Annotated in this window: 27 protein-coding genes; 13 read left to right on the top strand and 14 right to left on the bottom strand. The window is 65.7% G+C overall.

Annotated features, from left to right (window positions below):
• Window positions 1-75 precede the first annotated feature (75 nt).
• Window positions 76-1251 carry a sensor histidine kinase gene (locus VED21_RS16710; protein WP_324883980.1) on the top strand — a complete coding sequence of 392 codons (1176 nt, stop codon included), beginning with the start codon at window positions 76-78 and terminating at the stop codon, window positions 1249-1251.
• Window positions 1252-1453: 202 nt separating this feature from the next.
• Complete coding sequence (locus VED21_RS16705; RefSeq protein WP_324884037.1) at window positions 1454-3181, top strand: SLC13 family permease; 1728 nt, start codon at window positions 1454-1456, stop codon at window positions 3179-3181.
• Between the two features lie 130 nt (window positions 3182-3311).
• Here the strand turns inward: VED21_RS16705 and VED21_RS16700 are convergent, their stop codons facing one another.
• Window positions 3312-4415 carry a putative zinc-binding peptidase gene (locus VED21_RS16700; protein ID WP_324883978.1) on the bottom strand — a complete coding sequence of 368 codons (1104 nt, stop codon included), beginning with the start codon at window positions 4413-4415 and terminating at the stop codon, window positions 3312-3314.
• Window positions 4416-4545: 130 nt separating this feature from the next.
• Window positions 4546-4755, bottom strand: a complete 210-nt coding sequence (locus VED21_RS16695) for a cold-shock protein (protein ID WP_324883977.1) — start codon at window positions 4753-4755, stop codon at window positions 4546-4548.
• Window positions 4756-5894: 1139 nt separating this feature from the next.
• On the opposite strand from VED21_RS16695, the gene VED21_RS16690 reads away from it, so the two are divergent.
• Window positions 5895-6407: a hypothetical protein gene (locus VED21_RS16690; protein WP_324883975.1), complete on the top strand. Its 513-nt coding sequence runs from the start codon at window positions 5895-5897 to the stop codon at window positions 6405-6407.
• Window positions 6408-6606: 199 nt separating this feature from the next.
• Window positions 6607-6870: a hypothetical protein gene (locus VED21_RS16685; protein ID WP_324883973.1), complete on the top strand. Its 264-nt coding sequence runs from the start codon at window positions 6607-6609 to the stop codon at window positions 6868-6870.
• A 106-nt stretch (window positions 6871-6976) separates the two neighbouring features.
• Here the strand turns inward: VED21_RS16685 and VED21_RS16680 are convergent, their stop codons facing one another.
• Entirely contained in the window at window positions 6977-7570 is a 594-nt protein-coding gene (locus VED21_RS16680; RefSeq protein ID WP_324883971.1) for an exopolysaccharide biosynthesis protein, read from the bottom strand.
• An 87-nt stretch (window positions 7571-7657) separates the two neighbouring features.
• Between VED21_RS16680 and VED21_RS16675 the strand changes: the two genes are divergently transcribed.
• From VED21_RS16675 to VED21_RS16665, 3 genes are all read left to right on the top strand, one after another.
• Window positions 7658-7813, top strand: coding sequence for a hypothetical protein (locus tag VED21_RS16675; protein WP_324883969.1), 156 nt, complete (start codon window positions 7658-7660; stop codon window positions 7811-7813).
• A 279-nt stretch (window positions 7814-8092) separates the two neighbouring features.
• Window positions 8093-9607 (top strand): PHA/PHB synthase family protein, encoded by a 1515-nt coding sequence (locus VED21_RS16670; RefSeq protein WP_324883967.1) that lies wholly within the window; start codon window positions 8093-8095, stop codon window positions 9605-9607.
• 62 nt (window positions 9608-9669) lie between these two features.
• Window positions 9670-10026, top strand: coding sequence for a hypothetical protein (locus VED21_RS16665; protein WP_324883965.1), 357 nt, complete (start codon window positions 9670-9672; stop codon window positions 10024-10026).
• 37 nt (window positions 10027-10063) lie between these two features.
• Here VED21_RS16665 and VED21_RS16660 read toward each other — a convergent pair whose 3' ends face one another.
• The 3 genes from VED21_RS16660 to VED21_RS16650 form a co-directional block, all read right to left on the bottom strand.
• Window positions 10064-10474, bottom strand: a complete 411-nt coding sequence (locus tag VED21_RS16660; RefSeq protein WP_324883963.1) for a hypothetical protein — start codon at window positions 10472-10474, stop codon at window positions 10064-10066.
• A 261-nt stretch (window positions 10475-10735) separates the two neighbouring features.
• A complete protein-coding gene (ybaL, locus tag VED21_RS16655) occupies window positions 10736-12574 on the bottom strand; it encodes a YbaL family putative K(+) efflux transporter (protein ID WP_324883961.1) in 1839 nt (612 codons plus the stop codon).
• A gap of 69 nt (window positions 12575-12643) precedes the next feature.
• A complete protein-coding gene (locus VED21_RS16650; RefSeq protein WP_324883959.1) occupies window positions 12644-12865 on the bottom strand; it encodes a hypothetical protein in 222 nt (73 codons plus the stop codon).
• Between the two features lie 170 nt (window positions 12866-13035).
• On the opposite strand from VED21_RS16650, the gene VED21_RS16645 reads away from it, so the two are divergent.
• Complete coding sequence (locus tag VED21_RS16645; protein ID WP_324883957.1) at window positions 13036-13338, top strand: hypothetical protein; 303 nt, start codon at window positions 13036-13038, stop codon at window positions 13336-13338.
• 44 nt (window positions 13339-13382) lie between these two features.
• Here VED21_RS16645 and VED21_RS16640 read toward each other — a convergent pair whose 3' ends face one another.
• The 5 genes from VED21_RS16640 to VED21_RS16620 form a co-directional block, all read right to left on the bottom strand.
• Window positions 13383-13625: a hypothetical protein gene (locus VED21_RS16640; protein WP_324883955.1), complete on the bottom strand. Its 243-nt coding sequence runs from the start codon at window positions 13623-13625 to the stop codon at window positions 13383-13385.
• Window positions 13626-13869: 244 nt separating this feature from the next.
• Entirely contained in the window at window positions 13870-14541 is a 672-nt protein-coding gene (locus VED21_RS16635) for a response regulator transcription factor (protein WP_324883954.1), read from the bottom strand.
• Between the two features lie 190 nt (window positions 14542-14731).
• Window positions 14732-14992 carry a hypothetical protein gene (locus VED21_RS16630; protein ID WP_324883953.1) on the bottom strand — a complete coding sequence of 87 codons (261 nt, stop codon included), beginning with the start codon at window positions 14990-14992 and terminating at the stop codon, window positions 14732-14734.
• Window positions 14989-15480, bottom strand: coding sequence for a hypothetical protein (locus tag VED21_RS16625; RefSeq protein WP_324883951.1), 492 nt, complete (start codon window positions 15478-15480; stop codon window positions 14989-14991). Before VED21_RS16625 ends, VED21_RS16630 begins: the two co-directional genes overlap by 4 nt.
• A 168-nt stretch (window positions 15481-15648) precedes the next feature.
• Complete coding sequence (locus tag VED21_RS16620) at window positions 15649-16794, bottom strand: histidine kinase dimerization/phosphoacceptor domain -containing protein (protein WP_324883949.1); 1146 nt, start codon at window positions 16792-16794, stop codon at window positions 15649-15651.
• A gap of 245 nt (window positions 16795-17039) precedes the next feature.
• On the opposite strand from VED21_RS16620, the gene VED21_RS16615 reads away from it, so the two are divergent.
• Window positions 17040-17249 carry a cold-shock protein gene (locus tag VED21_RS16615; protein WP_324883947.1) on the top strand — a complete coding sequence of 70 codons (210 nt, stop codon included), beginning with the start codon at window positions 17040-17042 and terminating at the stop codon, window positions 17247-17249.
• A gap of 277 nt (window positions 17250-17526) precedes the next feature.
• On the opposite strand, the gene VED21_RS16610 is transcribed toward VED21_RS16615, so the two are convergent.
• Window positions 17527-17841, bottom strand: coding sequence for a hypothetical protein (locus tag VED21_RS16610; protein ID WP_324883945.1), 315 nt, complete (start codon window positions 17839-17841; stop codon window positions 17527-17529).
• A gap of 418 nt (window positions 17842-18259) precedes the next feature.
• On the opposite strand from VED21_RS16610, the gene VED21_RS16605 reads away from it, so the two are divergent.
• Window positions 18260-18484, top strand: a complete 225-nt coding sequence (locus tag VED21_RS16605) for a hypothetical protein (protein WP_324883943.1) — start codon at window positions 18260-18262, stop codon at window positions 18482-18484.
• Window positions 18485-18679: 195 nt separating this feature from the next.
• Complete coding sequence (locus VED21_RS16600; RefSeq protein ID WP_324883941.1) at window positions 18680-18874, top strand: hypothetical protein; 195 nt, start codon at window positions 18680-18682, stop codon at window positions 18872-18874.
• A 57-nt stretch (window positions 18875-18931) separates the two neighbouring features.
• Here VED21_RS16600 and VED21_RS16595 read toward each other — a convergent pair whose 3' ends face one another.
• Both VED21_RS16595 and VED21_RS16590 read right to left on the bottom strand, forming a co-directional pair.
• Window positions 18932-19177 (bottom strand): hypothetical protein, encoded by a 246-nt coding sequence (locus VED21_RS16595; protein ID WP_324883939.1) that lies wholly within the window; start codon window positions 19175-19177, stop codon window positions 18932-18934.
• A 34-nt stretch (window positions 19178-19211) separates the two neighbouring features.
• Window positions 19212-19385, bottom strand: a complete 174-nt coding sequence (locus VED21_RS16590) for a hypothetical protein (protein WP_324883937.1) — start codon at window positions 19383-19385, stop codon at window positions 19212-19214.
• Window positions 19386-19784: 399 nt separating this feature from the next.
• Between VED21_RS16590 and VED21_RS16585 the strand changes: the two genes are divergently transcribed.
• Together VED21_RS16585 and VED21_RS16580 are read left to right on the top strand one after the other, a co-directional pair.
• Window positions 19785-20282 (top strand): ferritin-like domain-containing protein, encoded by a 498-nt coding sequence (locus tag VED21_RS16585; protein WP_324883935.1) that lies wholly within the window; start codon window positions 19785-19787, stop codon window positions 20280-20282.
• Window positions 20283-20501: 219 nt separating this feature from the next.
• A complete protein-coding gene (locus tag VED21_RS16580; protein ID WP_324883933.1) occupies window positions 20502-20921 on the top strand; it encodes a CopG family transcriptional regulator in 420 nt (139 codons plus the stop codon).
• The last annotated feature ends 22 nt before the right edge of the window (window positions 20922-20943 follow it).

Here is a 20943-nt window from a genome sequence, read left to right as displayed (position 1 = left end):
AGCGATCCATTCTTCGGGAGCGTCCGTCACCCGCATGGCCACGGAACCTCCGGCTTTGGCTCAGGTTGAGACGCCATGGCAGACGAACCCGAGAGCAACCGGGATGACGATGCCCTTGTGGCGCGCGTGTCGCGCTACCAGGACATCCTGACCGATTACAGCCGGATCGCGGCTGAAGCGAAGGAACTTGGCCGCCTGCTTCAGCTGACCTGCGTGCAGGCCGCCCGCGGCATCGGCATCAAGCGCACCAAGATCATGCGCTACCGCCCGGCCATGGGCGACCTGCTCGTCGAGGCCGGCGTGGGCTGGAAGCCGGGCGTGGTCGGACAGGTGAAACTCGGCACCGACATCGCCTCGCCACCAGGCCGCACCTTCCAGACCCGCCTGCCGCTGGTCATCGACGACCTGCCGAACGACCCCGAGTTCCGCTACTCCCCGGTCCTCCAGGAGCATGGCATTGTCTCAGCCCTCAATGTGCCCATGGCTGCCGACGGTGTGGTCTGGGGGGTGCTTGAGGTGGACAGTGAGGAGCCCCGACACTTCAGCCAGAGCGACGCCAAGTTCCTGACCGCCATGGGCAACATCCTGGGCATGGCCGTGCAGCGCAAGCTGCTGGAGCACCACGCCGGGAACGTCGCCAGGAAGGCCATCGCCGACGTCGAGCAGCAGAAGATGCTGATGCGCGAACTGCTGCACCGGGACAAGAATGACTTTCAGTTGATCATGGCGCTGCTCGTCATGCAGCAGAGCAAGCAGCAGGACCCCAACGTCCGGCAGGCCTTCCGCCATGTCCTGGACCGGGTGGCGGCGATCAGCATGGCCCACGACCAGTTGTCCATGCGCCCGGAGACCGGCACCATCGACTTGGCCGACTACCTGCAAGCCCTGTGCGGCAACTTCGACCAGCGCCGCGAGGGCATCCGGATCGAGACGCAGTGCGAGCATGCCGATCTGGTTCGCGAACGCGCGGTGCCGCTCGGTCTGATCACCAACGAACTCGTGACCAATGCCATCAAGCATGCCTTCCCGGATGGCCGGGGCACGGTGCGGGTGGAGTTCACGGTCGATCAAGCAACCGAGCAGGGCCGCCTGACGGTCGCGGACAATGGGACGGGTATGGGACCGCCCCGGCCGGGAAGCGCCGGGTTGCCTCTGGTCCAGAGCTTGGCCGAGCAGGTCGGTGCCTCGGTTCGGCAGGAAAGCCCGGGCCGTGGGACGGTTTTCCGGATCACCTTCCCGCTTGTGGTCTGATGGGAGCGCGGCCTGGACGCATCCGGTTGTCCGGTTCAGGACAACGGGCCGCATATCCGCTGCGCAAGAGCCGCACGCGGGGGCGCCAAGCGCGGTCAAGATCAGCAGACGGTTGCCATGAGAACCGGGGCAAGCACAATCGAGGTGGCCTCTGACGGTCGATCAAGCTCTTGCCGCGGCAGTCATCATCGGCTTGGTGGTGATGTTCGTGTGGAACCGGCTGCGGTACGACCTGACGGCCTTGCTCGGGCTGCTCGTGGCCATGGCGACCGGCGTCGTCCAGCCGGACCGGGCTTTCGTCGGCTTCAGCGATCCGGTGGTGGTCATCATCGCGTCGGCCCTCGTCGTCAGCGCCGGGGTGGGCAAGTCGGGGGTGGTCGGCCGGGCCATCCGGCGCCTGGAACCGCACCTGCGGACCACGGGGATGCGGGTGGCGGTGCTCGCGGGCAGCGTCATGGTCCTGTCCGCCTTCATGAAGAACATCGGTGCCCTGGCGATTTTCCTGCCGATTGCCGTTCAGGTCGCCCGGCGCAGCGGCACGCCGGCCTCGACGATGCTGATGCCGATGGCCTTTGGATCGCTGATCGGCGGACTCGTGACGCTGATCGGTACCTCCCCCAACATCCTCGTCGCGCGGGCGCGCGCGGAGTTGCTCGGGGAGCCGTTCGCCATGTTCGATTTCGCGCCGGTCGGTCTCGGCATCGCGGCGGCCGGCTTTGCCTTCCTGGTGGTCGGCTGGCGATTGCTGCCCAGGGGGCGCCGGGCGCCGGCGCCGGCGGCCGCGGCGTTCGACATCGATCCCTATCTCTCCGAAGCGCGCCTGCCCGCCACCTCCCCCCTGATGGGGAAAACGGTGGCTGATCTCGAAGCCATCGGCGAGGGCGACGTCACCGTGGTCGCGATCATTCGTGAAGAGGAGAGGCGCTACAGTCCTGCCGGGCACTGGACGCTGTTCGCCGACGACGTCCTCGTCCTCCAGAGCGACCCTCACGCGTTACGGACGGTGGTGACGGAAGCGAAACTGCACCTTGAAGGCGCCGGCCGGAGCGTGACGAGGAACCTGGCCGCCAACAACGTTGGGGTGGTCGAGGCGGTGGTGATGACGAGTTCCCCTCTGCTCGGCTGCTCGCCGGCGCAGTTGCGCCTGCGCCAGCAGCACGGCGTGAACCTCATCGGAATCAGCCGGCACGGCGAACGCGTTGCCACCCGGCTGCGGAACCTTCGCTTCCAGGCGGGTGACGTGCTCGTCCTGCAAGGAAGCGCCGAGGCCATGCCCGATACGTTGCGGGGGCTCGGTTGTCTGCCGCTCATCGATCGGGCTACCGGCTTGGGACGTCGCGGTCAGGAATACCTGCCGCTCGTCCTGCTGGCGCTTGCCATGGTGACCGTGGCGCTCAACCTGCTTCCCGTGGCGGCAGCCTTCTTCGGTGCCGCCGTTCTCATCGTGCTGTTCGGCGTTCTCACCTTGAAAGAGGCGTACGATGCGCTCGAACTGCCAATCCTGGTGCTGCTCGCCTGTCTGATCCCGATCAGCGATGCCATCAGCAGCACGGGTATGGCCGCGTTGATCGCGCAAGGGCTTGCGGTGGTCGCCGGCACCCTTCCACCCGTGGGGGCCGTGACGCTGGTTCTGGTGACGGCCATGGCGCTGACTCCCTTCCTCAACAACGCGGCGACCGCGCTGATCATGGCGCCGATCGCGGCGAGCCTGGCCCAGAGGCTCGGCATGAGCCCGGATCCCCTGCTGATGGCGGTGGCGGTGGGGGCGGCTTGCGACTTCCTGACGCCCATCGGACACCAGTGCAACACGCTGGTGATGGGACCGGGCGGGTACCGCTTCGGCGACTACTGGCGGCTTGGCTTGCCGCTGTCGATCATCGTCGTCGCGGTCGGAACGGTGCTCATTCCTCTGGTGTGGGGACTGCGGTGACGAGGGGCGGGTACAAGCGTACATTTTGTCCCGGCGATCGTATTGAACCGGGCGCCGCGGCGCAGAGTTGCCTGTGCGGGCGTCACGGGGGCGTGTTCCCCTCTTGTTGCGAGGGGGCCTGCCTTCGCGGTCATGCCGGCCTCGCCAAGGCCGAGGACAGGGGGAAAACGAGGCCATGAACGAAGCGCAGTTTCCCCATGACCGTCGGAGCCAGGACGAACGGATAGAGGTCGGGCAGACCCATGCTGTGGTTGAGGCTGTTGACCCCATAGGTCAGCGGCAGCCACGTTCCGATCAGAACATTGAAGTCCTGTTGGCCGTAGGGGTCGAAGTCGACGTCCACGATCAGCGCCGGATCGGTTTCCCCCCTGGGCCGGACACGCAGGCCGAATTCGCAGGCCGTCTCGAGCGTGTCCAGGATGTGCAGGTAATGCGCCCAGGTCTCGGCGAAATCCTCCCAGGGATGGGCGCTGGCGTAGCCGCTGACATGGTGCTGCTGCCAGCCGGCGGGTGGACCCTGCGCGTAATACGTGCTCAGGCTTGTCTGATAGTCCCGGCGTTCGTCGCCGAACAGGTCACGGAACGCCGCAATCCAGGGGCTGCTGCGGACCAGCCGATCCCAGTAGTAGTGTCCGACCTCGTGCCGGAAGTGCCCGAGCAGCGTGCGGTACGATTCCGCCATGTCCCTCCGGTGACGCTCCCGCTCGGCATCGTCGGCTTCGGCGATGTCGATGGTGATCAGGCCAGCCGCGTGACCCGTGACGATTTGAAAGTGTTCCCGGGCGATCCGGTCCGAGTCGGTCCGATCCGAGTTGGCAAGGAAATCGAAGGCGAGCCCCGTCTCGGGATCGTCGAACCGGCTCACCAGGGGCAGGCCGAGCCTCAGGAGGCCATAGACGAGACGGTGCTTGGCGGTTTCCAGGCGTTGCCAGCGCAGCCGGTTCTCCCATGGACCGAGGTCGGGGATCGTGCGGTTGAGCCGGCAAGCTTGGCAGAACGCGCCGGGGCTCTCGGCCGGAATCAGCCAGTTGCATGCGTCATGGGCGGCGTTGGCGCAGAACCGGGACGGCCGGGTGGGGGCGGCCAGCGGGCGCCAGCGATCCCCCTCCAGCGGGGCAAGGGCGCTCAGGACCGCAAGATCGGGGAGGTAGCCGAGACGGTGCCCGCAGCGTTCGCACCGGGTGTTCGCGAAATACACCATCTGGCCGCAGCTCTGGCAGTGGAAAACCTTCATGGGGCAGCCTCGCGATCCTCATTGGCCTTGGTATGCTCGGCTCCCCGCGGCCCCACATGATCCGGCTTGTCTGGAGACACGAAAAGGGCACCGGGATTCCCGGTGCCCTTTTCAAGAGCCCTTTCACGGCTCAGACGGCCTTGAGGTCTTCGGCCGAGCTCTTGCCCCGCTTGGGGTCGCGGTGCTCCTCGTAGGAGACCTTCTGGCCTTCGCCCAGGCCTTGCATGCCGGCGCGCGCGACGGCGGAGATGTGGACGAAGACGTCCGAGCCGCCGTTGTCCGGCTGGATGAAGCCGTAGCCCTTGGTGCCGTTGAACCATTTGACGGTGCCGATGGTCATCGCTGTCCTCCTGGAATGCGGGCGGTACCCCGTCACCAGCGGGGCAATCAGACTGTGGTCCAGGAACAGCGCAGCGATCCCGCGCCCGAAGGCCGTGCACGCCAAACGCCTGAAGCAGAATGACCGGATCAACATGGGGCGCGAGACAATCCATTGCTTCCCGCCATAAGACGGCTGGCCTGCCGATCATGTACCGAAGATCTCCGGCGAGGCTGTCGTCCATGAAGATGATTTGGGTGGGCAGAGTTCGCCGGCACCGCAATTCCAGACCTACATGTACCGATGCGCATGAAAGTCGCATTTGACGGCCTTAAATAACTGACCGGAAGGCTCCATTTTACAAAATCAGCAGTGCATGCGGCGATCCTCGCTGTATGCCTCTTCCTGTTTTGGGGAGAAGCCATGAAGCCGGATAAGCAGAAAACCTCGGAGTGGTATGCCGACCCAATGTTCTTAATTCCGGTCTGCGCAATATTGATGCTGTTTCTGTGGACCATTTTTCGCCAATTTGGTTATTAGGCCGAGTCAGTGCCCATCAAATTTTGCCGGTCTCCCCGGTCACGAAACCGGGTTCGTTCAACTGTGCGCGGAGAATGCATCATGGCCACGTTGACATTGAATGCACGCCGTCAAGGTGGTGATCGCGATGCAAGGGCGGTGGAGCGATACAGCTTGTGCTACGTGCTTGGTGGGGACTGCTGCTATGAACTCCATGCCCGAATGATCGAGGTTCAAAAGCGCCTTCCGGCACTAATTGCCGCGGGGGCTGCGGAATTTTCAGTGCTCAGGCCCGATGGGGCGGAAGTCGCCACCCACGACGACCTTATCCATTGCTTGGATGTTGCCTCCACGGACGGGGCCCTTAATTGCAGAACGTGACGACGCGTCGTCGCGTTCAGGGTGTTCCCAAGGAACGGTATCGAATCGGCTTTGAGGGCCGCCGGCCGTTTCTGCAAACAGGGTGGCAGCCGCTCCGGTCGGATGCGATGGGCAGTGCTCGAAACATCAGGACATTGCTGAGGCTGGTTCTTGGCGGAGCGGCCGCAGGGGTTGCTCGACGCCTCGGAGCGCGGAGGCCGGAATCCGGCAGCGGTCAGCACGACCCTCGCCCCGGAGAGAATGCGTCAGCGCGCACGGCCTTGGCAGTCGAACGCTGCCGCCGCGCCATCGGCCAGGCAAGCACGGAGCGCGACCGCCTCATCGCGGAGATTCGTCGCTACGATGACGCCCGCGAGGTTCTCATCGCGCGCGAAGCCAGCGAGCCTGATCGCACCAAGAGGAATGAACTGCACCGTTCGTTGAGGGCGCTCGATGCCCGGTTGACCGGGTGGCTCGATGAGCATGACGCGCTCACCGCGCGCATCGCCGGCCTCGAGGCCGACCTCGCCTTTCTCGAGACGTTGGCCGGCGCCGGAAGCCGCTGGCGTGGAGCTCAAGCGGACACCGGCACCGCGGCGGATCCCGGTGTCATTCCGTATCTTGAAGCGCTCGGGCTCCTTGCAATGCCGGCCACCCTGGTCGAGTTGAAGGCGGCATACCGGGCCCGGCTCAAGGCGGTGCATCCGGATGTCGGCAACCAGCCGTCCACGGAGGCTGCGGCCGCAGCCACCGTCGCCTTCGCCGAACTGCGAAAGCGCCTGACGCGTTCTTGACCCTGTCCGCAGCAATAAAGCTGCATGGTCTGAATATCCATGCCCCGTGTGAGCAAAATTCAGCAGCCGTGCTCATATGGATCGTGATGCGGCAACTTGGGAAAGTTCTCGCCGCTGCGGATGGGAGGACGTGATGGCTGATGCCTTGACCAAGTTCCTTCCGCCTGTACCCGGTGGATCAAGCCCCAGGAGACGTCCGATGTTCTCACGCACCACCAGCAAGACGGTGACGTTCTCGCACCCCTTCGTGTTGACGGGGATCGACGGTGTGCAGCCGGCGGGAACCTACACGGTCGAAACCGACGAAGAGCTGGTGGACGGCTTGTCCTTTCCGGCTTACCGGCGTGTCGCGACGGTGATCCTGCTGCCGGTGGCCGCCGGCGGCACCATCCTCGTCCAGGCCGCCACGATCGATCCCCTGGACTTGGAGCGGGCCGAGCAGGCCGACGCAGCCATCGCATAGATGGCGCCACCGGCATGGCGCACGGACATGGCCACCGTTCGGCCCGCTGGTCTCTGGACCCCGCTTGCCGCTGGCGATGTACCGGCTCGTTCGGGAATGAAGGCCTCTACAGGAAACTTGGCAGCCAGCCGGCGGCGCTCATCGTCTCCCAGGCGACCCCCAGGGCGATGGCGGACAGCAAGAGGGTTCCGACCAGCGCGGCGCAGAGCAGCGCACCGTCTTCCTCCAGGTAGGCGAAGGCGATCAGGACGACGAGGAGAGCAGGGGGGAGGTTGCTCAGGGGGACGGGAATGAGGAGGCTCGTGCCAAGCAGCAGGACGACACCGCCGACCACCCGCTTGGTTGCCGCGAACGGGGTGGCCCAGCGCGGCCGGATGAACCGCTCCAGATACCGCAACACCGGAACGGTCCGGCGGATGATCGCGGTGAGCCGCCGGGTCTCGACGTGACGGGTGGCTATGCGGCGGGGGAACACGGGCCCGGGACGATCCAGGATCATCTGGAACGCAACGATTATGAGCAGCACGCCGGCCATGGCTGACACGCCCGGAAGCACGCCGAGGAGCGCCAGGAGAAGGAGGATGACGCCGAAGGAACGATGGCCAAGCCTCCCGGTGAGCCAGTCCAACGTGACGTGCTCCGCGGGTGCTTCCCCGAGGATCCCGTTCAGCACCACGGACGTGGGCACGCGCGCGATCATGACGATGCACCCCAGGACGCTTGACCCATCGGGAGATGGGACGGGCTGGCCGGCTCAGGAGGGGGAAACACGTGGGCGGGTGATGCCATGAGCGAGTCGCAGATGGGCCTGTTCATCGCCGCCGCTTCGGTCATCGCGGTTTCCGTTACCCTATACCGGCGCGGTCGCCTCAGCGAGACTGGCTTGCTCGGCGTGCTGATCGGCATCGCCGCCGTGGTGGCATGGATGCTCTCCGGTCGGTGATGGGCGTCCTCCGCAAGGCCCGGAGAAAGGCCGTGCAGCAGCGCGCCTTGGGCAGAACGAAAGACCTCCAGCGATGTTGATGCCGGGAAACGTCCGCAACGACCGTCTCCGGCGCCGTTCGAACCCTGATCGCCAGCCACGGTCGGCCAGCCACCGCCGGTGGAACGAACACGAGGGGCTATTCCCATGGGCGCGGAGAGAGGCACGGATCATAACCGTCGGCGGCAGCAGGCCCGTCGAGGCGGCGCAGCCAGCAACCGGGAGAACGGTGAAACCGGGATGGACGGTGGTCCGGACCGGCTGCCTTTGCGGCCCGACATGGCCCTGGGCCTCTGGACGTCCTGGATGGAGGCCAACGCCGGCGCCGTCCGGGATTGGGGCGGGGCGGGCAGACCATGGTGGCAGGTCTCGCCCGACGATCTCACCGGCGCCATGCTGGAGGCCGGAACCCGGCAGCTCAACGATGCCCTGGCCAAGGACCCGGTGCTTCGGTCCATCGACAGCCTGTGGAACGCCAATCCCTTCCGCACCATCGTGCCGGTCGACTGGGCGGAAGTCGCCCGCGCGCTCCGGACCGTGTGGGTGCTGTCGCTCAGCCGGCCGGACAGGACCGTCCGCAAGGCCGCCGATGTCCAGGCGGCGGTCTGGACGTCCGCGATGGAGGCCTGGAACGACGCGGGCCGCCGCTGGTGGGGCATGGCCGAGGGCAAGGCGGCGGACGGGGCCAAGGCCGGACCGGCGCCCGATGGCGACAAGCGCTTCGCCGCGCCGGAATGGCACACCAACCCGGCCTACCGCACGCTCAAGGAGATGTACCGGCTGGCCTCCGACTGGCTGCTGGAGCAGGGCGAGCGCGCCGACGGCCTCGACGACGCCGAACGGCAGCGGCTGACCTTCCACCTCCGCCAGTTCGTCGACGCGATGAGCCCGACGCTTTTGCTGTTCTCCAACCCCGCGGCTTTGCGCCGGGTGCTGGAAACCGGCGGGGTCAGCCTGGCCGACGGTGCGCGCAACCTGCTCTTGGACCTGAGGGAAGGCCGCCTCAGCATGGTGGACGCCACCGCCTTCGAGCCGGGGCGCAACCTGGCGACGACCCCCGGCAAGGTCGTCCACCGCAACCGGCTGATCGAGCTGATCCAGTACCAGCCGGCGGGTGGGGCGGTGCACGCGGTGCCGCTGCTCATCATGCCGCCGTGGATCAACAAGTACTACATCCTCGACCTGCAGCCGAAGAACTCGATGGTGCGCCATCTGGTCGAACAGGGGTTCACGGTGTTCGTGATCTCGTGGAAGAACCCGGACGCCTCGATGGACGGCGTCGGGTTCGAGGACTACATGGACCTCGGCCCGCTCGCGGCCGCCGACGTGGTGCGCGACATCACCGGGGCCAAATCCATCAACGTGATGGGCTACTGCATCGGCGGCACGCTGCTCGCCATCACGCTCGCCTGGCTCGCCGCGAAGCGCGACGCCCGGTTCAACGCCGCCACCTTCATGGTGTCCCTCCAGGACTTCTCCCACGTCGGCGACACCGCGGTGTTCCTGGGCGAGCCGACGGTGGACTTCATCGAACAGCAGATGATGGAGCGCGGCTATCTCGACAGCCGGGAGATGAGCAACATGTTCACCCTCCTGCGTTCCAACGACCTGATCTGGTCGAACGTCGTCAACAACTACCTCATGGGCAACAAGGCGCCGGCCTTCGACCTGCTGTACTGGAACAGCGACGGCACCCGCATGGCGCGGGCGGCGCACAGCTGGTACCTGCGCAACACCTACGTCGAAACAACCTGATCGTTCCGGGCAAGGTCACGCTCAAGGGCGAGGCCATCGACCTCGGGCGCATCCCGCAGGACGTGTACGCGGTCGGCGCGGAGAAGGACCACATCGTGCCCTGGGATGCCGCGTGGCGCGTCACCCAGCTGCTCAAGGGGAGCAAGGTGCGCTACGTGCTGGCGTCCAGCGGGCACATCGCCGGCATCATCAACCCGCCCGGCGGCAAGGGCACCTATTGGACCAACGACGCCGGGGAGCCCGGCGCGACCGCGCAGGCGTGGCGCGAGAAGGCCACCGCGCACAGCGGCAGCTGGTGGACGGACTGGACGGCGTGGCTGGCGGAACGCTCGGGTCGAAAAGGAAAGCCGCCGGCGCTGGGCAGTGCGGCGCATCCCCCGCTCGCCGACGCACCCGGCGCCTACGTTCTGGAGACGTAAATCCGCACCACCGCTTGGCGTCCCTGCGGGCGGGCGGTCAGGACCAGACCCCGTTCATCGCCCAGGCGACGAGCATCGCCGTGAGCACGAGGAGAAGCCAAGGGCCGGTGCTGCCCGTGTGGCGGTTCCGGCCGCCGGTTTTGCTGGTGATGGCTGTGGCGGATCCTCCTTCCGGCAAGAGCTTCACCAGGCGATCCGCGGTCGTGACGGCATCCGGGGCGTCGGGCTGTTGCGCGGGAAGCCGGCGGAGGATGACGGCGAGCGCCGCTGCCGCGGCGTCCCTCGGCAGCGCCGCCAAGCGGGCCGCCTCAGCCCAGGGATCGATGTCGAGCCGCGCCAGCGCCGAGAGGACGCTGAGAGAGCTTCCGTTCTTCTCCATCCAGAGCGGAGCGGACAGGAACTCGGCCAAGTCGGATTGGTGCAGGGTATATTCAGGACGTAACGGCATGCCAATCTCCCGTAAGGCCCTATGTTCCATATTTATATATAGCGATCTTCTGAAAAATCAGTGAGGTGATGATGGCGCTGATTAAAGGATCGGGTTGCGGATACCGCGGTGATTTGGCTTCTTTTTTTGAGGGTTATTTGCCAATCGGTGGCGGGGTGTTCATGACTGCAATTGTTGAATGGCATTTTGGGCCGCATTTTTTGCCTGAGTGCGACCATTGCGGATTTTTCATTTCATCGGGCGGCTGCGGGGGCGTGCGCGTCAATCGGGCGGCGGGGCCTCGCCGTGGTGCTGGCGCAGTTCCGGCGCGCCACGCGGCGGTTCGCTGTGTCGCCGCTCGTAGACACCACCGTCGCCCGCGACCCGAGCCCCCTGGACCACACGCCGCGTCCTGTCGTCCGAGGTGCCGAGGCTGCGCAGGGCATAGTCCATCAGCCCGAAGGCGAGCTCGCGCTCCCCCATGATCGCCACGCCCACGCCTTGCCTCTCCAGATGGGCAACCTCGGCCTCGCTGTGGGTCTGCACCGCCGTATCGATGCCGGGGTTGATCTGGCGTGCAAGATCGAGAACGCGCCGCGCCTGGTAGCCCTCGGCCGTGGCGACCACGATCAGCCGTGCCCGCCGGATGCCGGCGGCCTCCAGAATGCCCGGTGTCGTCGCGTCCCCGTAGACCGCCGGCACGCCGCGTTCACGCAACGCCTCGATCCGCCGGCGGTTCTGGTCGATGACCACGATCGGTAGATTCTGGCTCTTCAGGCCCTTGCCGACGACGCTGCCGACCCGCCCGTAGCCGATGATGACCGCATGATCGCGCGGGCCTTCATTGGCCGGAGGCAGCGCCGACAGGCTGTCGGATCTCCGGCGCTCGAGGCGGCCCAGCATGCCCGGACGCAGGCGCAACCAGCCGGAGAGTCGGTCGAGACCGATGAACACCAGCGGGTTGAGCGTGATCGACAGCAGCGCGCCCGCGAGGATCAAGTCGCGTCCCTCCGGCGGCAGGAGCCCGAGGGTCACCCCGAGGCCCGCCAGGATGAACGAGAATTCGCCGATCTGCGCCAGACTGGCCGACACCGTGAGCGCGGTCGATGCCGGGTAGCCGAACGCCAGCACGATCCCGAACGCCGCCAGAGACTTGCCGAGGACGATGACCAGGACGACGGCGAGCACCGCGTACGGCTCGCGGAGCAGGATCGTCGGGTCGAACAGCATGCCGACCGAGACGAAGAACAGCACCGCAAAGGCATCCTGAAGCGGCAACGCGTCGGCCGCGGCCTGATGGCTGAAGTCGCTTTCGCTCAGAACGACGCCAGCGAAGAAGGCTCCGAGCGCGAAGGAGACGCCGAACAACTCGGCCGAGCCGAAGGCGATGCCGAGCGCGGTCGCCAGCACCGAGAGCGTGAACAGCTCGCGAGAGGCGGTCCGGGCGACCTGCATCAGAAGCCATGGGATCGCGCGCGTGCCGACCACCAGCACGAGGGCAAGGAACACCCCGACCTTGCCCAGCGTCAGCGCCAAGGTCACGGCGAGAGTGCCGGCGCCGATGTCGCCCGCCACGCCGCCACGCGGGTCCCCGCCGAGAACTCCGGCCAGCGCCGGCAGCAGCACCAGCGCCAGCACCATGGCGAGATCCTCGATGATGAGCCAGCCAATGGCGATCCGGCCGTTCGCCGAATCGAGGATGTTGCGTTCCTCGAGCGCGCGCAGCAGCACCACGGTGCTGGCGACCGACAGCGCCAGACCGAACACCAGACCCGCACCGAACGACCAGCCCCAGATGTGCGCGACGCCGACGCCGAGCGCCGTCGCCGCCACGATCTGGCCGAGGGCACCGGGAATCGCGATGGCGCGGACGGCGAGCAGATCCTTGATCGAGAAATGCAGCCCGACACCGAACATCAGGAGGATGACGCCGATCTCGGCGAGCTGGGCGGCAAGCCCCTCGTCGGCAACGAAGCCGGGCGTGAACGGGCCCACCGCGACGCCGGCCAGCAGATAGCCGACCAGGGGAGGCAGCCTGAGCTTGCTGGCGAGAAGGCCGCCCAGGAAGGCGAGAACCAGGCCCATGACGATGGTGGCGATGAGCGTCGTCTCGTGCGGCATGAAGATCCTCGCCCGGTCCTGGCGGGAGAATCCCGCGATGGGACCGGCTCTGCCAGATATGGTGGATGCTCAGCGAGCGGTCAGCACGATGTGCAGCGGCAGGGACGGCAGCTGTTCGTCTGCGCTCTCGCTTGTGCCTTTGCGCATCCCCATGTCGATTGGATGATGAGGATCGAATACGGTGCCCGCTTCGACTTCGATGGCTGGATGGTCATCGACACCGCGGTGGTGAACGGTGAACTGGTCGGTGAGGCGGTTCGGCGTGGTCTGTCCTTCGCGGAGGCTGCGCAACTGGCGGAGTCCTTGAATCGGTGCGGGATCGCTCTCCACGCCAATCAGAACTGAAGGCGCCCTGCCGTGCGCGAAAACGTGCGGGGCTCAGGTAAGCACACTCGCAAGATGGAGGGTAGGGGGCCACATAAGGGAGGGCACCAGCCCAGCCCTTTGCCCTTGGGGGCGCCGTGAAGCCCGCCGTCATTGCCCTCCTTCTTTCGTTCGCCATCGGTAGCACCGACGCCGCAGCCGGTGAGCGCAATCCCACGCACCTCTTCGATCCCGGTAACCACGTCGATGCCGGCGGCGTCGTCCGCGACCGTGGCGGCCGGCCCGTCGGGCGCATCGAGGCGGATGTGAAAGGGAGCCACGTGTTGCGGGACAACGCCGGGCGCCACATCGGCAGCGTCGAGCGCGGTTCCGCCGAGGGCGAGCTGGTGATCCGGGACAGCGAAGGGCGCCGCCAGGGCACGCTCGAACGCCGGCACTGACGCGGAAGCCGCATCTCCGGGGCCGCCGCGAACCGATCGTCGGATCAGTAGAACGCCCCGTCGTCCAGATCCTTCCTGAACGGTCCGCTCCAGTCGGAGGGGAGCGCCGACCGGTAGGCCCGGGAGGTTCGGGTCGGCGCGTAGGTCACGGTGATGGTGTGGACTTGGACCGTACCGCCCCTGACGACGTGAGCCTCGATGCGGTCTTCCATGCTGAAATCGTCCGGGCGAAGCGTGACGTGGGCAACGCACCGTTCGAAGGCATCCCTCTCGACGTTCTTGAGCATGGCGACGCCTCCGGTTCAGGCCACGGGACCATGGATCAGGGCGAACAGCACGACCGCCAGCCCGACGGCGACCGGGATCACCAGCGGCGGCACGAAGTACTCCATCGCGGTCGCCCAAGGCCTCGGTGCGCCGGGAGGCGCGGGTGTCTGCATGGTCATGGCCGTACTCCGTGTGTTCGGCCCCCTGGGTCCGGGATGCCGTCGCGTCTCCCTCGACCCGGCGCCGGTGGCGCCGAGGGCATGTTCAGACAAGGGGGTGGATGCCGCCCCTGCTTTCGGCAAATCCGTTGTGAAGGCCCCAGATGGCGGCTTGCGTGCGGTTGGTGGCGTCGATCTTGCGCAGCAGGCTTTTGAGGTGGACCTTCACGGTCGCCTCGGTGATGTCGAGGTGTTTGGCGATCAGCTTGTTGCTGTCACCAAGGAGCAGGCAGCGCAGGATCTGCGCCTCGCGCTGCGACACATTCCTCTTCGAGGGCGGCAGGTCGGTGCTGGCTTTGGTGGCCTGGCCGCTGATCAGCAGCGCGGCCAGGGGGCTGGGGAAAACCTTCTCTCCCATCATGACCAGACGCAGCGACTGAACCAGCGCATCGGTCGACATGTCCTTCATCAGGAAGCCGTCCGCACCGGCCTCGATGGCCTTCATCATGATGCCGCTGTCGAGCGTGCTTGTGAGCAGCACGAGGCGTGCGTTGGGGTATGAGGTTTTGAGGGCGCGGACCATGTCCGCAACCTCGCCCACTCCGAGAGGATCGACCAGAACCAACTGCGGCGTGTCAGCGTCCGGTGTGCTCATCCGCACCCCGCTCAGAGATCCGGCTGCGCTCGTGATGTGAAAATCCTGATCCGAAAGCAACGCCTTGAGGCCTTCTCGGAACAGGTTGTTCGAATCGAGCAAAACGACAGGGACGGGCTGCATCGCCAACCACTCCGCAACACCTTCGGGATTAGCAATCTACCCTATCGAGAGCGGTTTCAGTGCACACCATTTAGGAATTCTCTAGCCACAATTAGGAGGGGCATTGTTGACCAAGCCTGATTTGCAGGAGGGCCCGGTCACCCGCGCCGACGGCTGTCCGCAACGTCTGTTCTGCGCCAGGTCGGCCGGATCAAGGCTTGCCGGTGCGCGGCTTCCCGGACCGCGCCGATGCGAGAACCTCACGCAGGCGCGCAGGAATGGGCTCGAAGAGAACCGGCGCGAACATCTCCCGCAGGCGCTCCCACACCGCCCAATCGCGCCGGATCCGCAGGGCGTCGTCGGGGTTCGCGGCCAGATACTCTTCCAAGAGGCCGGAGTTCGCCGCATCGAGTGTGCCGCTGACATAATCGTCGAGATACTGGCGAGACATCTCCGGTGTCTGCTTGTTCATGCGCTCCCATCCTGCTTGAGGGCAACGAAGCCCAGGGGCAGTGCGCTGAGCTGGTCAAGCGCCTCGCGAAGGGCTTTTCTCACGTTGTGCACGGTCATCCGCGTGATGATGGCCGCCTCCTGGTCCGAGAAATCCTCGATGGCCATCAGAAAGAGAACCGCCTTCTGCGCAAAGCCGAGTGCGCGAAAGGCCAGTTGCAGTCCGGGTTCGCGACTGTCCGCAACGTGAGTCTCTCTGGGTGGCCACCGTGCGGGGGTGTTCGCCGGTCGCGGCCGGCGGCCGCTTAGGGCGTTCCGAAGGATCACGGCGTGCAGCATGGTGAACAGCCAGATGCGCACACCGTTTTGGGGAACGGTCTCGAAAATATCCGCGGCGGTGTGCAAGCAGTTCTCAACAAGATCGTCCGCGACGCCCGGGTCGCCGGTAAGCGCGCGGGAATAGCAGCGAAGATTCGGAATGGCCCTTTTCAGGTCTGATACTGACGCCATCTCCCCTCCTGTGCGGCGGGACGAGATGGTTTTCGCTCCGGGCGCTTCCGTGCCGAATGTTCATCGTACAGCACAGCGGCGCGCGGGAAGGGTGCTCTTATGGGCTGTTCGGAGGAAAGCGGTGGGAGGGGAGCCTGCGGACGCCCGTACCGGGTTTGCAGAGGGTCGTCACATCTTGAAGCCGATCTCGAGGGTGGTCCCCTTTTCCGAACTCCACGTCGCCGTCGCTTCGATCTGATCGACCAAACCGTCGATCAGCGTCATTCCGGTGCCTTGCGTGTGGCGCTCCTTCGGGAGGCCCTTGCCGTTGTCCCACAGGCGTAAGCGCGCCGTGTCGGGGGCTTCCACGTCGAGCTTGACGCCGATGATGCCGTTCCCGTTCGCGAAGGCGTACTTCAGGCTGTTGGTGATGAATTCATTCACGATCAGCCCGAGCGGCACGGCAAGATCGCCGGGGACCATCACGCTCTCGACCTCCGTCCGCAGTCGGATCGCCATGGCCGGGTTGCTCTGGAACCGCAGCAGACTCGCGCTCAATTCGCCGAGGTAGGTGCCGAGGTCGATGCGGTTGATCTCCCCCGTGGAATAGAGCTTGTCGTGCACCAAGCGCATCGTCTCGATTCGATGGCCGATGGCTTGGAGTTCCCGTCGGGCATCCTGCGTCCTGGCGGTTCCCGACTGGATCGCGACGAGGCTGGTGATGACCTGAAGGTTGTTCTTCATCCGGTGTTGCAGTTCCCGGAGAAGATGCTTCTTTTCTTCAATGGCCGCTTTCAGCCTGGGCAACAGGTTCAGCCGCTCGACCGAGGAGGCGAGAAGGTTGGCGTAGCCGCGCAGGAAGTCGATGTCGGTTTGGATGAACGCGCGTGGCGTGCGGCTGTCGACCTGGAGGATGCCGTAGGGCGGCTTGGCCCCCGAGCCGAGGATGGGCACGTTGACGAGGGACTTGACGCCGTGATCCCGGATGAATTCCGGGATCGTCACGTTGCGCTCCCCTTCGACGTCCAGGCAGACGAACGGCACACCGGTATCGATCGCCTGTGTTTCCGACGATCCCGGCTTCAGCGGAACCGTGAGGTGGCCGACGATGCCGGGCTTCCAACCCACGCCCGCGCGTACCAGCAAGGTGCCGCCGTCGGGTTGCAGTTCCATGACCTTGGCGAGGTCGACGCGCAGGCCGCGGCCAACCAGGCGGCAGGCTTCCTGAAGGATGTCCTGAAGACTGTCGGCCTTGAGGGCGAAGGCACCGAACTCCGCCAGCACGGCCCGCTGGTCGTCGAGTTCGTCCGGACTCGGCTTGGGCTCGATGCTCACGGCTGACTCCGGCAGATTGGCGGCTCGTTGAGCGAGCAATATGGTTGTCCTTACGGCTTCCGCCCACCTCCGGGACGGGTGAGTTTCCGCTTGTATGCGACCATGCCGCCCCCATATGGCGGTCATCGAAGTTGCTCTGGGTTATGCGTTCTCCGGTGCCCTTCCAAGGGCTTGGGTCTCTTCCCGCAGTGAATTTGACGCCCCTCTCCTGTCGGGCGGGGCAACGCCAGAAAGGGAACTGACCCATGGCCAACGGCACCGTGAAATGGTTCAACTCGACCAAGGGTTTCGGCTTCATCCAGCCGGATGACGGCACGGCGGACGTCTTCGTCCACATCTCCGCGGTCGAGCGCGCCGGCATCGGCAACCTCAACGAGGGCCAGAAGCTCTCGTATGAATCCGTTCGCGACCCGCGCCGCGGCAAGGTGTCGGCCGAGAACCTGCGCGCCCTCTGAGCGCAGCAGCCATCGTGATCGGAAGGGGCGGCTCCGGCCGCCCTTTTTCGTCTCTGATCCGAACAATCCAAAGCAATCGACCGGCGGGCCATGCGCCGGCTGGAGGAATCGTATGAACTTTGCATCACCCCCGCTCCAAGGCGCCGTTCCGGTGTCCAACCCACGCACGGCCGTCGCCGATACCCGCGCTGTCCTGACCCGAGCGCCGGAATGGCCTCGTCTGACGCGGCGCGAGGTGCGCCAGATCGTGCTGGACTTCCTGGGCTGAGTGTTCGTTTCAGCCTGATGGCGACGGGCGCGCGGCAGCGATGCCGGTCGCGGCCGCGCCGAACAGGGCTGCAAGACCACCAAGCAGCATAGAGCCATCCAGCGGCGTTCCCGGCGCATCGGCTGGCCTGTGCACACCGTTCCAGGGCTTCCGATTGATGAGGTTGTGCGAACGTTGCGCGCTCCAGTCGGCCTGCGCTTGGCGTGCTGCGGTCACGTCCGCCTCCGATGCGCCGTCTGGAAGCGCGGTGATGACCAACGCGCCACCGATGATCAGGCACATGAGACTGAGGGCGCAAAATATATTCTGTTTTGTATTCGGCATGACTCAGGATGTTCGCAAAAATCAAGTGGTGCAATTCATATCACCGTCCTGGGGCGGTTGCCGGATTTAATTGACCAGTATTTTGCGCCAGGATGTTTTTTGATTGTATTATCGCTGATAAGCGCCCATCTGATGAGGATTGTTTTTCATTGGGATGGCTAAAGCGCACGTGCCTTCGAAAAAGACTGCCACAATCACGCCCGGCGATCCGGCCACCCGCTGGGGGCGCGTTGCGTTTCTCACCGGTGAACGGGCGGCGACCGCTGGGATCGCACGATCCGCGAACCCGCATCCGACCGGCAGCCCCCTTGCCCGAAGCTGGCTCGCCGGATGGCGCACGAGCGTCCCGGCGAAGCCGGCGCCATCCGTATCGGAGGCGGCCGGCCCTCCGCACCCACAACAAGAGGGCCCCATAACGATGGATCTCATCGAGAAGCTGCCCGGAATGGCGGACGACGATCTCGGCACGCTCGTTTCGAACGCCGAGCGTCTGCTGCAGACCGGCACGCCGAAGCAGCAGCAGGCCGCCGAGGCCATGCTGCCCGCCATTCGGGCCGAAACCGTCCGGCGGCTCGACCTGAAGCCAGCCAAGCGCGCACCGCGAGCCGGGCGGAAGCCCGCTGCCCGCGCGCAACGCGCCTGACGCATCGGCGCGCCCTCCCAGTCGAGCAAGACCGGCTTCGTCCGGCGCTGTCACGCCGGATGCGCACCGGCCCGGCGGCCGGCGGGCACGATCCGCTGATCAGGTGCCGCACCACGTCGCAGACCGCCGCACCGCATGCGACCCACACCTTCCCGGCCTACACGCCCGGCGAACGGGTGGCCGACGCGATCCTCCATGTCGTGGCTGTGGTTGGGGCCGGGGCCGGGGCTGGAGGCCTCTGGCTGCTGGTGGTGCGGGCCTGTTGCCTGCCCGGCGCCGAACGGCTGTCCCTTTATCTATACGGGTGCGCTGACCGGGGCGCTGCTGGCGTCGGCCCTGATCGCGGCCGCGTGCCATTTCGCGGCGGTCGGGCTGGAAACCGCGCCCTGACGCCGGCGGTGGCGTCCAGCCCGGTCCCCGCACCATCGGCTCGTCAAGGATGTCCGATCAGGTCAACGTCGGGTACGGGTTGTGCCCATAGGTCCACTCGGCGATGTACGGCTGCCCTGTCGTAGCCTGCGTCAGCACCACGCTCGCAAAGCCAAGGAGTCCGGCAGCCTGCGCCTCGTGCACGGCGCTGCTCACGGCGATTTCAAAGCTTGGATAGGGGCCATAGACGTACCCGTCGGCACGGACCAACCAGCCGCCGTGTGTGTTGACGACAAAAAATGCGAGCTCGGTTCTGCTGGGCATGCTGCTTCCTATGGGGGCACGTCGCGGAGCGGGACTATCCGGCGGTGTCCGCCCGGCGGTTTGTGAGCGTCTCTTCCGCAGCCTTCCGCCACCAGTTCCGGACGAGGCGGTCGCGCCTCGCCCAAGGAACGTTCGTCGTGTTGCTCGCGTCATAGAGCTGCTCGGCCAGAGCTTCGATGGCCTCTCTGTCCAGGGCGATTCCGCTCATGCGGTTCTCCGGTTTGCGGGTAAAGCATCCATTCCGCCGAGGGCGATGTATTTGGATGCGATCTCCCTGAAATTTGTGCTGCGCCTGAAGAATCAAGGAAAATATATTGGCACGAAAAAGAGCTTATTGAGACCCGAAGTCCGCTCATCGTTTATGGCGTGTGTTCGGCCATTGCATCTGTTGGGAGGAAAAATATTATGCCGTGGCTGAGGAGCGTCCGGGAGGCGCTTGGCCGACGCCGGTGAACGGACCGCCGCCGTAGCGGATTCGTACAGGCAGCCAAAGATCCCCGCCACGCGGAGGAATCGGGTGCGAGATCCGGGCCTGGAGCCTGTTGAGGGTGGGTGTCCGCGCCATCCTGGCCATCAGCGGCAGCACCAGCCACGAGGGAAATCGACCATGTCAGAACAGGCGCTCAAGGAACTCCTGATCAAGGAGTTGCAGGATACCTACAGTTCCGAAACGCAGATCATCGAGGCGCTGCCCGTGATGGTGGACGCCGCTTCGTCGCCCCAGCTCAAGCAGGCCTTCGAAACGCACCTGCGGGAGACCGACGGCCAGGTCAAGCGCCTGGAACAGATCTTCCAGATGCTCCAGGCCGAACCGGGCGGGAACACCTGCGAGGCAACCCAGGGCCTCATCGAGGAAACCGAGGAGATCATCGACGAAGGCCTGCCGGCCGAGGTGCTCGACGTTGCCCTCATCATGGCGGCGCAGAAGGTCGAGCATTACGAGATCGCCAGCTACGGGTCGCTGAGGACGCTGGCCGAAACCTGCGGCATGACCGAGGTCGCCCGTTTGCTCGAGCAAACGCTCGACGAGGAGAAGGCGACCGATCAGAAGCTCAACCAGCTCGCCGAAGGCGAGATCAACATGCGGGCCTTCAAGGCGGCATAAGGCGGAGCGACGCAGGACAACAGCCGTGGCCCCGGTGGGGGGCTGCGGCTGTTTTCTTTTGCGACGACGCGGCCATAACGCGCGCATGCCGTTGCGAAAGGCGCGTTTCCGTCCCGGCTTTCACGAGGGGAGTTCTCCATCCCGAGGCAAATTCGCCTTGATCGGCCGCCACGCGCCCCCACTTACCATCCAGACGGATGGTGCAGGGATGGGGAGAAGATGGCTGACAGCGCGTACGAGATCAGGCCGAAAGGTGCGGACAGCGAGAAGATCACGATCAATCTCGGCTACGTCGATCTCGGCCATATCGATCTGCTGGTGCAGGAAGGGTTCTACGCGAACCGCACCGACTTCATCCGCACCGCCATCCGCAACCAGATCGACCGCCACGGCGACGCCGTGCGGCAGGCGGTGACGCGCAAGAGCGTCGATCTCGGCCTGCGCCACTACACCCGCGAGGACCTTGAAGCCGTGCGGGACGCCGGGCAGACGCTTCACATCCGCATCCTGGGGCTTGCCAGCATCGCCCAGGACGTCACCCCTGAACTCGCCCGCGCCACCATCGCCTCGGTTGCCGTGCTGGGGGCGCTGCACGCCAGCGCCGCCGTCAAGGCAGCTCTGGCGGACCGTATGCGGTAGGGGCACCCATCCCTCCGCATCC

It is taken from the genome of Azospirillum sp. (genome assembly GCF_035627195.1).
Lineage (GTDB): Bacteria > Pseudomonadota > Alphaproteobacteria > Azospirillales > Azospirillaceae > Azospirillum.
The sequence above is the reverse complement of the archived record's forward strand: the minus strand, read 5'-3'. Positions and strand labels throughout refer to the sequence as shown.

Coding starts and splice junctions, on each gene's coding strand:
- VED21_RS16710 (WP_324883980.1), top strand. CDS start 76: ATGGCAGACGAACCCGAGAGCAACCGGGATGACGATGCCCTTGTGGCG.
- VED21_RS16705 (WP_324884037.1), top strand. CDS start 1,454: ATGTTCGTGTGGAACCGGCTGCGGTACGACCTGACGGCCTTGCTCGGG.
- VED21_RS16700 (WP_324883978.1), bottom strand. CDS start 4,415: ATGAAGGTTTTCCACTGCCAGAGCTGCGGCCAGATGGTGTATTTCGCG.
- VED21_RS16695 (WP_324883977.1), bottom strand. CDS start 4,755: ATGACCATCGGCACCGTCAAATGGTTCAACGGCACCAAGGGCTACGGC.
- VED21_RS16685 (WP_324883973.1), top strand. CDS start 6,607: ATGTTCTCACGCACCACCAGCAAGACGGTGACGTTCTCGCACCCCTTC.
- VED21_RS16680 (WP_324883971.1), bottom strand. CDS start 7,570: ATGATCGCGCGCGTGCCCACGTCCGTGGTGCTGAACGGGATCCTCGGG.
- VED21_RS16675 (WP_324883969.1), top strand. CDS start 7,658: ATGAGCGAGTCGCAGATGGGCCTGTTCATCGCCGCCGCTTCGGTCATC.
- VED21_RS16670 (WP_324883967.1), top strand. CDS start 8,093: ATGGACGGTGGTCCGGACCGGCTGCCTTTGCGGCCCGACATGGCCCTG.
- VED21_RS16660 (WP_324883963.1), bottom strand. CDS start 10,474: ATGCCGTTACGTCCTGAATATACCCTGCACCAATCCGACTTGGCCGAG.
- ybaL (WP_324883961.1), bottom strand. CDS start 12,574: ATGCCGCACGAGACGACGCTCATCGCCACCATCGTCATGGGCCTGGTT.
- VED21_RS16640 (WP_324883955.1), bottom strand. CDS start 13,625: ATGCTCAAGAACGTCGAGAGGGATGCCTTCGAACGGTGCGTTGCCCAC.
- VED21_RS16635 (WP_324883954.1), bottom strand. CDS start 14,541: ATGCAGCCCGTCCCTGTCGTTTTGCTCGATTCGAACAACCTGTTCCGA.
- VED21_RS16630 (WP_324883953.1), bottom strand. CDS start 14,992: ATGAACAAGCAGACACCGGAGATGTCTCGCCAGTATCTCGACGATTAT.
- VED21_RS16625 (WP_324883951.1), bottom strand. CDS start 15,480: ATGGCGTCAGTATCAGACCTGAAAAGGGCCATTCCGAATCTTCGCTGC.
- VED21_RS16615 (WP_324883947.1), top strand. CDS start 17,040: ATGGCCAACGGCACCGTGAAATGGTTCAACTCGACCAAGGGTTTCGGC.
- VED21_RS16610 (WP_324883945.1), bottom strand. CDS start 17,841: ATGCCGAATACAAAACAGAATATATTTTGCGCCCTCAGTCTCATGTGC.
- VED21_RS16605 (WP_324883943.1), top strand. CDS start 18,260: ATGGATCTCATCGAGAAGCTGCCCGGAATGGCGGACGACGATCTCGGC.
- VED21_RS16600 (WP_324883941.1), top strand. CDS start 18,680: ATGTCGTGGCTGTGGTTGGGGCCGGGGCCGGGGCTGGAGGCCTCTGGC.
- VED21_RS16595 (WP_324883939.1), bottom strand. CDS start 19,177: ATGCCCAGCAGAACCGAGCTCGCATTTTTTGTCGTCAACACACACGGC.
- VED21_RS16590 (WP_324883937.1), bottom strand. CDS start 19,385: ATGAGCGGAATCGCCCTGGACAGAGAGGCCATCGAAGCTCTGGCCGAG.
- VED21_RS16585 (WP_324883935.1), top strand. CDS start 19,785: ATGTCAGAACAGGCGCTCAAGGAACTCCTGATCAAGGAGTTGCAGGAT.
- VED21_RS16580 (WP_324883933.1), top strand. CDS start 20,502: ATGGCTGACAGCGCGTACGAGATCAGGCCGAAAGGTGCGGACAGCGAG.